Genomic DNA, 8531 nt, shown 5'->3' on the forward strand with positions numbered 1-8531 from the left:
TTCCTGTACTCGTCGACGGCAGCCAGAGTGCCGTGCACATGGCCGTGGACGTTCAGGATCTCGATTGCGATTTCTTCGTCTTCACCGGCCACAAGGTCTACGGCCCCTCGGGCATCGGCGTGCTCTATGGCAAGAAGGATAGTCTCGCCGGCATGCGGCCCTTCATGGGCGGCGGCGAGATGATCGAGGAGGTCACGGAAGACATCGTCACCTACAACGATCCGCCGCACCGCTTCGAGGCGGGCACGCCGCCGATCGTGCAGGCGATCGGGCTGGGTGCGGCGCTCGACTACATGGACTCTGTCGGCCGCGAGCGCATCGCGGCGCACGAAGAAGACCTCAAGATCTATGCCCACGAACGGCTGCGCGCCATCAATTCGCTGCGCATCTTCGGTGATGCGCCTGGCAAGGGCGCCATCATCTCCTTCGAGCTGCAAGGTATTCATGCCCATGACGTCTCGATGGTGATAGACAGGCAAGGCGTGGCTGTCCGCGCAGGCACCCATTGCGCGCAACCGCTGTTGAAACGCTTTGGCGTAACCTCCACATGCAGGGCATCGTTCGGCATGTATAATACCAGGGCCGAAGTCGACGCTTTGGCCGAGGCGCTTGAAAAAGCGCGCAAGTTTTTCGGGTGACGACGATGGATGATGTGAGCACCACCGCAGAGACCGTATCGGCCGGCAACAGCGTCGTTTCCGCCTCGGCCATCCCCGCGGACGAACTGGCGCGACTGACCGACGACATCGTCTCGGCGCTGAAGACGGTCTACGACCCGGAAATCCCGGCCGACATCTACGAGCTCGGCCTCGTCTACAAGATCGACATCGAGGACGACCGCTCGGTCAAGATCGACATGACGCTGACCGCGCCGGGCTGCCCGGTGGCCGGCGAAATGCCCGGCTGGGTGGAGAACGCGGTGGGCGCCATCGAAGGCGTGTCCGGGGTCGAGGTCAACATGACTTTCGATCCGCCCTGGACGCCCGACCGCATGTCGGAAGAGGCGCAGGTCGCGGTGGGCTGGTACTAGCGCTGAGCCTGGTACACTTGCGCCAGTGGTAAAACTTCACCATTTTAGGTGAGGAATCATTCGGCAGGCCTTGAACCTGCATGGAATGGAGAAGGAAAAACATGGGACGCTTTGCCGTCATTACGATGACCGAAAAGGCCGCCGACCGGGTGCGCGAGATCGTTGCCACGCGCGAGAACGCGCATGGCATTCGACTCGGGATCAAGAAGGGCGGCTGCGCCGGCATGGAATACACGGTCGATCTGGTGACCGAGCCCAACACCAAGGACGACCACATCGAGCGCGACGGCGCCCATGTCTATGTCGCGCCCGAAGCAGCCCTGTTCCTGTTCGGCACCGAAATGGATTTCGAGCAGACAACGCTACGCACCGGCTTCACCTTCCACAATCCGAACCAGAGTTCGGCCTGCGGTTGCGGTGAATCCGTCGAACTGAAGCCGGCCGATCTCAAGGCGCTGGCCGAGGCACGCGCCTCGGCCTGACCTCCCTTCGCCCCGCTACGGGAGAAGGTGGCTCGAAGGGCCGGATGAGGGGCAGCGGTGCCCTCTCGTTAGTTTGTGCGGCCTCATTTGCCTGCCGGCACCTTCACCCCGTGAAGAAAGCTAATCCACCCACATGCCTGTCCGCTTGTGCCAGTCGGCGATCGATTCTTCGGGATAGACGTCGAAGACTTTGTCCTTCGGCCCAACATCAGGCTCGACCCAGTTCGCCTTGTACTTCAGCATCAGATGCACCTTCTCGGGCGGAACGGGCAGGTCGCTGTCGATCGCCGAGGCGAAGGGGTGCACCAGTTCCGGCCAGGTCGGATCGTAGAGCCAGAGCGCCGACCCGCATTTGCGGCAAAAATTGCGCTCGCCGGTCGAGACCTCGCAACGGGGATGCTCATCGTCCTCGATCTCGGCCCGGTAGACGCCAAGATTTCTCTTGCCCCGGATGTTCAACGTTGCGTAATCGGCGCCGAGATTGATGCCGAAACCGCCGCCGCCCTGCTGCTTGCGGCAGATCGAGCAGTAGCAGAGCATGAACGGTACGGGCGTGTGGCTTTCCACCTCGAAACGCACGGCGTTGCAGCGACAGGATCCTTTGAGCAGAAGCGGCATGACGAAACGACTCCGACGGAATGTTCACAACCTGTCAGCATGATTTCGGCTGCGCGATGACAATGTCAAATGCCGGTGACATGATCGCGGCATGGACAATGAACGCATCGCCGAGCTTTTCGAGGGCCTGGGCCCGGTCAGCATCCGCAAACTCTTCGGCGGCAAGGGCATCTATTTCGACGATGTCATCATCGCCGTTGTCATTCGCGGTGAATTAATGCTGAAAGCCGACGAGCAGAGCGTGCCCGATTTCGAGGCCGCCGGCTGCCGGCAATGGACCTATACCGGCACGCGCCACGGCAAGCTCGTCGCCATGCCCTATTGGAGCATTCCCGACAGTGCCTTCGACGATCCCGACGAGATGACGGTGTGGGCGCGCCGCGCCTATGAAGCGGGGCGGCGGGCGGGGAAGTGATTTGACCTGACGCTGGCTGCTACGGAGGGGATACATCGAGGCCGCCCCCTCATCCGGCCGCTTCGCGGCCACCTTCTCCCCGGGGGAGAAGAGTTTGGCGCCGGCAGCTCCTCTCCCCTCGGGGAGAGGTCGGATTGCCCGGAATTGCTCTTAGCAATTTGGTCTTGGCAATTCGGTCTTGGCAATCCGGGTGAGGGAGCCTTCGCCGCGCGACCCTAAAGCGCCTTGGCTATCTTCGCCGCCAGCCTTGCATTGTTCTCGACCAGCGCGATGTTGGTCTTCAGGCTGCGGCCGCCCGTGAGTTCGAGGATTTTTCCCAGCAGGAACGGCGTCACCGCCTTGCCGGTGACGTTGAGGGCTTCGGCGGCCTTCTGCGCGGCTTCGATGTAGCCGGCCATTTCTTCAGCGGGGATTTCGTGGTTTTCCGGCACCGGATTGGCGACCAGTAAGCCGCCGCCAAGTCCCAGAGCCATGCGCGTCTGGTAGAAATGCGCGATGTCTTCCGGCCTGTGCAAGGTCAATGGCGCGCGGAACGGCGACTGCCGCGACCAGAAGGCCGGCATCGTCTCGCAGCCATGGCCGACGACGGGCACGCCGCGCGTCTCCAGCACTTCCAGCGTCTTTTCGATGTCCAGAATGGCCTTGGCGCCGGCCGAGACGACGATGACCGGCGTGCGCGCCAGTTCGTCGAGGTCGGCCGAGATGTCGAAACTCTTTTCCGCGCCCTTGTGCACGCCGCCAATGCCGCCGGTGGCGAACACCTTTATCCCGACCATGTCAGCCGCGATCATGGTCGCGGCGACCGTGGTGCCCCCGGTGCGGCCTTGCGCGACGGCGAAGCCGAGATCGGCGCGCGACAGCTTCATGGCGTCACCCGTCATCGCCAGCGATTCGCGTTCGCCGTCCGAAAGCCCGACCTTGATGCGGCCGTTGACCACGGCGATCGTCGCTGGCACGGCGCCGCCGTCAGCGATGATTTTTTCGACATTGGCCGCCATGGCGCCATTGTCGGGATAGGGCATGCCATGGGTGATGATGGTGCTTTCGAGCGCCACCACAGGACGCCCGGCGGCCAGGGCCTGCGCCACCGGTGCATGGATATCGATGAAAGGGCGGGCGGTCTCTGGCGTCATTTCTGATCTCCAATCCGGAATGCGGCGCATCCATCAGGACAGCGCAAGCTTTGCTGCGTCATGAATTTGCCGGTCTCATGCCACTTCCCTGGCATCCGGCACAAGGGCCAGCGCTTCCGCGAAGCTCGCCGCGGAGAATTCGGGCACCGCGTTGGCGCTCTCGATGGTCAGCGTCGCCGCCGCGACGCCTTCGCGCAGGGCCTGGCGCAGCGGCAGGCCGCGCAGCAGCGCCGCGACCGTCGCACCCGCGAGCGCGTCGCCGGCGCCGGTGACATCGGCGACTTTTCTGGGAGCTGGAGGCATGATCGAAAAAGCGCCTGTGCTGTCGAAACCCAGCACAGGGCCACCGCCTGCCGTGACCACGCCGCTGGCAAGACCGCTGCATCGCAACCCGTCGATCATCTCCCGCTCGGCGGCATCTGCATGGACGCCAGCCAGCACCACGGCCTCCCGCCGGTTCATGAAGAGCTGGGCCAGCCCGTCGAGCACCGGTATCAGCCGCGTCACCTTGGCCGGCGAAATCGCGATGGCGAAAACCGGTTTGCCGGCGGCGAGCAAAAGCAGCCGCTCCAGCGCTGCCGACGGCAGATTGGCGTCGCACAGGATGGCATCGGCGGCAGCCACCTCCTGGCGGATCTTGGAACGCTTGATCTGTTTGGGAAAGGCCAGGTCGTACAGCGCCATATCGGCAAAGCCGACGATCAATTCGCCCTCGCGGTCGATCAGAGCCGTGTAGCTCGGCGTGGTACGGTCGAGAAACACCGCCGACAGATCGGCGACGCCCGCCTCGGCGATGGCCCGTGAAACCGTATCTCCCGCCGCATCGCCGCCGCGCACCGAAAGCAGGGACGCGGAGAGGCCGCGCCGCACCATGCCGCGCAGGGCGTTGAAGACGCCACCGCCGACATCCTCGCGCATCGTGCCGGGATTGGAGGCGGCCGGCACGTAAGGACCGGATACCTGGCCACGCCGGTCGATATGGGCGCCGCCCACGGCCAGTATCTTCGCTGATTTCACCATGGCGGCGATATGACCTTTGTTGTTGTAGCCGCACAAGCGCTGGAGTGCGCGACAGAGCTTCGCACGCAAGACGGCGATTCGGCCGGGCGGAATGCCGGGGCCGGCTGGCCCAATGCGGAGCCAGTTCCTGACCGGCTTGGCAAGACAAAAAAAGAACAAATCCGGATATCGATTGTTTTTCAATTGGTTGTCACCCCTTGCCAAATGAGAACAAAAAAGGTACAAAATGCCAGGGATTACGGATTGTCCGGCCTTCATTGACGACCAAGGGGTGATGTATCATGGCTCAGAATTCTTTGCGGCTGGTAGAGGATAAGGCAGTGGACAAATCAAAGGCTCTGGATGCGGCGCTGTCGCAAATCGAGCGGGCTTTCGGCAAGGGCTCGATCATGCGGCTCGGCGCCAACGAGCAGGTCGTCGAGATCGAAACGGTGCCTACCGGTTCGCTCGGCCTCGACATCGCGCTCGGCGTCGGTGGCCTGCCGCGCGGCCGCATCATCGAGATCTACGGGCCGGAAAGCTCGGGCAAGACGACGCTGGCCCTGCATACCGTGGCCGAAGCCCAGAAGAAGGGCGGCATCTGCGCCTTCGTCGATGCCGAACACGCGCTCGATCCGGTCTATGCCCGCAAGCTCGGCGTCGATCTTGAAAACCTGCTGATCTCGCAGCCCGACACCGGCGAGCAGGCGCTGGAGATCTGCGACACGCTGGTGCGTTCCGGCGCCATTGATGTGCTGGTGGTCGATTCGGTGGCGGCGCTGACGCCGCGCGCCGAAATCGAGGGCGAGATGGGCGATTCGCTGCCTGGCCTGCAGGCCCGCCTGATGAGCCAGGCGCTGCGCAAGCTCACCGCATCGATCTCGCGCTCCAACACCATGGTCATCTTCATCAACCAGATCCGCATGAAGATCGGCGTCATGTTCGGCTCGCCCGAAACGACGACCGGCGGCAACGCGCTGAAATTCTACGCTTCCGTACGCCTCGACATCCGCCGTATCGGCTCGGTCAAGGATCGCGACGAAGTCGTCGGCAACCAGACCCGCGTCAAGGTGGTCAAGAACAAGCTGGCGCCGCCCTTCAAGGTGGTCGAATTCGACATCATGTATGGCGAGGGCGTCTCCAAGACCGGCGAACTGGTCGATCTCGGCGTCAAGGCCGGCGTGGTCGAGAAGTCGGGCGCCTGGTTCTCCTACAATTCGCAACGTCTCGGCCAGGGCCGCGAGAATGCGAAACTGTTCCTGCGCGACAATCCGGACACTGCGCGCGAGATAGAACTGGCGCTCAGGCAGAATGCCGGACTGATCGCCGAAAAATTCCTCGAGAATGGTGGTTCAGAGGGCAATGGCGATGACGGTTTTGAGGACGAAGCCGGCGCGATGTAGGGCAGCGCCAGAGTTTGGCCATAAATCCGGCCTATTATCCGATGCTTAAGTAACAGAGTTCTTTAGTACCGCGTTCAAAACCGCCGGCCTTCGCGCCGGCGGTTTTCGTTTGCGTGCCCGCGCAAATGCCGGTGCGAAGCGTGAATTGGCCCAATTCCGTGTTTCTGGACAGGGTCAAGAGCTACGGCTAAAAGGCCAACTCCATCTTCTAGAAAACACTGAGCCATCTCCCGCCGGTCTGGCCGGCGGCTCTCTTGAAAAGGCAGTATCCATGAGTGGCGTGAACGAGATCCGGTCGACCTTTCTCGACTATTTCCGCAAGGAAGGCCACGAGGTCGTGGCCTCGAGCCCGCTCGTGCCGCGCAACGATCCGACCTTGATGTTCACCAATGCCGGCATGGTGCAGTTCAAGAACGTCTTCACCGGTTTGGAGAAGCGGCCCTATTCGCGTGCCACCACGGCCCAGAAAAGCGTTCGCGCCGGCGGCAAGCACAATGATCTCGACAATGTCGGCTATACCGCGCGCCACCTGACCTTCTTCGAGATGCTCGGCAATTTTTCCTTCGGCGACTATTTCAAGGAGCGCGCCATCGAGCTTGCCTGGAACCTCATCACCAGGGAGTTCGGACTGAAGAAGGACAAGCTGCTGGTCACCGTCTATCACACGGACGATGAGGCGGCCGGCTTCTGGAAGAAGATCGCCGGTTTTTCCGACGATCGCATCATCCGCATCGCGACCTCGGACAATTTCTGGGCGATGGGCGACACGGGACCCTGCGGCCCCTGCTCGGAAATCTTCATCGACCGTGGCGAGCACATCTGGGGCGGCCCGCCCGGCAGTCCGGAGGAGGACGGCGACCGGTTCCTCGAATTCTGGAACCTGGTGTTCATGCAGTATGAGCAGGTGACGAAAGAGGAGCGCGTCGACCTGCCGCGTCCGTCGATCGACACCGGCATGGGCCTGGAGCGCATGGCATCCATCCTGCAAGGGGTGGAAAGCGTCTTCGAGACCGACCTGTTCCGTCATTTGATCGATGCGGCGTCCTCCGCGCTTGGGCGCGCGCCCGACGCGGAAACGGTTGCGTCCTATCGCGTCATTGCCGATCACCTGCGCTCATCCTCCTTCCTGGTTGCCGACGGTGTGCTGCCGTCGAATGAAGGCCGCGGCTATGTGCTGCGCCGCATCATGCGCCGCGCCATGCGCCATGCGCAGCTGCTCGGCGCCCGCGATCCGTTGATGTGGAAACTGGTGCCGGCCTTGGTGCGCGAGATGGGCCAGGCCTATCCGGAACTGGTCCGCGGCGAAACGATGATTACCGAGACCCTGAAACTCGAGGAGACCCGCTTCCGCAAGACGCTGGTGCGCGGCCTCGGACTGCTGTCCGAGGCGACGGAGAAGCTCGGCGCCGGCGACATGCTGGATGGCGAGACCGCATTCAAGCTCTACGACACCTATGGCTTCCCGCTCGACCTGACGCAGGACGCGCTGCGGCAGCGCAGCATTTCGGTCGATCTTGCCGGGTTCACGAATGCGATGGAGCAGCAAAAGGCGGAGGCGCGCAAGCACTGGGCCGGGTCCGGCGAGGCCGCCACCGAGACGGTTTGGTTCTCCGTGCGTGAAAAGACGGGCGCCACCGAATTCCTCGGCTACGAAACCGAGCAGGCCGAAGGCCTCATTCAGGCGCTGGTCAAGGACGGCAAGACCGTCGACAGCGCCGCCAAGGGCGATGCGGTCGTCGTGGTCGTCAACCAGACCCCGTTCTATGGCGAATCCGGCGGCCAGATGGGCGACACCGGCGTCATCTCGGGTGAGGGGTTCTCGGTCGAGATCTCCGATACGCAGAAAAAGGCCGATGGTCTGTTCGTGCATCTGGGCAAGGTGGCGAGAGGCACGGTCAAGTTGGGGGCCGCGGTCGAACTGAAGGTCGATCATGCCAGGCGCTCCAGGCTGCGCGCCAATCACTCCGCGACACATCTGATCCATGAGGCGCTGCGCGAGGTGCTGGGCACCCATGTCGCGCAAAAAGGCTCGCTGGTCGCGCCCGAGCGCCTGCGCTTCGACATCTCGCACAACAAGCCGATTTCAGCCGAGGAGCTCGAAGAGGTCGAGCGCATGGCCAACGAGATCGTCGTCCAGAACAGCCCGGTGACCACGCGCCTGATGTCGGTCGACGACGCCATCGCCGAAGGCGCCATGGCGCTGTTCGGCGAGAAGTATGGCGATGAGGTGCGGGTCGTGTCGATGGGCACGGGCGTCCATGGCGCCAAGGCCAACCGGCCCTACTCGGTCGAGCTCTGCGGCGGCACGCATGTCAGGGCGACCGGTGATATCGGCCTGGTGCGCATCGTCTCGGACGGTGCGGTCGCCGCTGGCGTGCGCCGCATCGAGGCGTTGACCGGCGAAGCCGCGCGCAAACATCTCGACGAGCAGGACCGGCGGCTGAAAGCGGC

Annotated in this window: 10 protein-coding genes; 7 read left to right on the forward strand and 3 right to left on the reverse strand. The window is 63.2% G+C overall.

What is annotated here, in order from left to right:
• From EOA36_RS18990 to sufA, 3 genes are all read left to right on the forward strand, one after another.
• Positions 1 to 638, forward strand: a 638-nt coding sequence (locus tag EOA36_RS18990; RefSeq protein ID WP_127278936.1) for an aminotransferase class V-fold PLP-dependent enzyme, incomplete at its 5' end; no start/stop codon positions are given.
• Positions 639 to 643: 5 nt separating this feature from the next.
• Positions 644 to 1030 (forward strand): SUF system Fe-S cluster assembly protein, encoded by a 387-nt coding sequence (locus tag EOA36_RS18995; RefSeq protein WP_127278937.1) that lies wholly within the window; start codon positions 644 to 646, stop codon positions 1028 to 1030.
• A gap of 101 nt (positions 1031 to 1131) precedes the next feature.
• Entirely contained in the window at positions 1132 to 1512 is a 381-nt protein-coding gene (gene sufA / locus EOA36_RS19000; RefSeq protein WP_013895897.1) for a Fe-S cluster assembly scaffold SufA, read from the forward strand.
• Between the two features lie 120 nt (positions 1513 to 1632).
• On the opposite strand, the gene EOA36_RS19005 is transcribed toward sufA, so the two are convergent.
• A complete protein-coding gene (locus EOA36_RS19005) occupies positions 1633 to 2130 on the reverse strand; it encodes a GFA family protein (RefSeq protein WP_127278938.1) in 498 nt (165 codons plus the stop codon).
• A gap of 91 nt (positions 2131 to 2221) precedes the next feature.
• Between EOA36_RS19005 and EOA36_RS19010 the strand changes: the two genes are divergently transcribed.
• Positions 2222 to 2545, forward strand: coding sequence for a TfoX/Sxy family protein (locus EOA36_RS19010; RefSeq protein ID WP_127278939.1), 324 nt, complete (start codon positions 2222 to 2224; stop codon positions 2543 to 2545).
• A 215-nt stretch (positions 2546 to 2760) separates the two neighbouring features.
• Here EOA36_RS19010 and EOA36_RS19015 read toward each other — a convergent pair whose 3' ends face one another.
• Both EOA36_RS19015 and EOA36_RS19020 read right to left on the reverse strand, forming a co-directional pair.
• Positions 2761 to 3678: a pseudouridine-5'-phosphate glycosidase gene (locus EOA36_RS19015; protein ID WP_127278940.1), complete on the reverse strand. Its 918-nt coding sequence runs from the start codon at positions 3676 to 3678 to the stop codon at positions 2761 to 2763.
• 75 nt (positions 3679 to 3753) lie between these two features.
• Entirely contained in the window at positions 3754 to 4698 is a 945-nt protein-coding gene (locus EOA36_RS19020; protein WP_127278941.1) for a carbohydrate kinase family protein, read from the reverse strand.
• Positions 4699 to 4707: 9 nt separating this feature from the next.
• Here EOA36_RS19020 and EOA36_RS19025 point away from each other — a divergent pair, with 9 nt between their 5' ends.
• The 3 genes from EOA36_RS19025 to alaS form a co-directional block, all read left to right on the forward strand.
• Positions 4708 to 4959, forward strand: a complete 252-nt coding sequence (locus EOA36_RS19025; protein WP_127278942.1) for a hypothetical protein — start codon at positions 4708 to 4710, stop codon at positions 4957 to 4959.
• 20 nt (positions 4960 to 4979) lie between these two features.
• Positions 4980 to 6080, forward strand: coding sequence for a recombinase RecA (gene recA, locus EOA36_RS19030; RefSeq protein ID WP_013895892.1), 1101 nt, complete (start codon positions 4980 to 4982; stop codon positions 6078 to 6080).
• A 271-nt stretch (positions 6081 to 6351) separates the two neighbouring features.
• Positions 6352 to 8531, forward strand: a 2180-nt coding sequence (gene alaS / locus EOA36_RS19035) for an alanine--tRNA ligase (protein WP_127278943.1), incomplete at its 3' end; no start/stop codon positions are given.

Origin of the sequence: Mesorhizobium sp. M8A.F.Ca.ET.021.01.1.1 (assembly GCF_003998025.1) — a bacterium.
Lineage (GTDB): Bacteria > Pseudomonadota > Alphaproteobacteria > Rhizobiales > Rhizobiaceae > Mesorhizobium.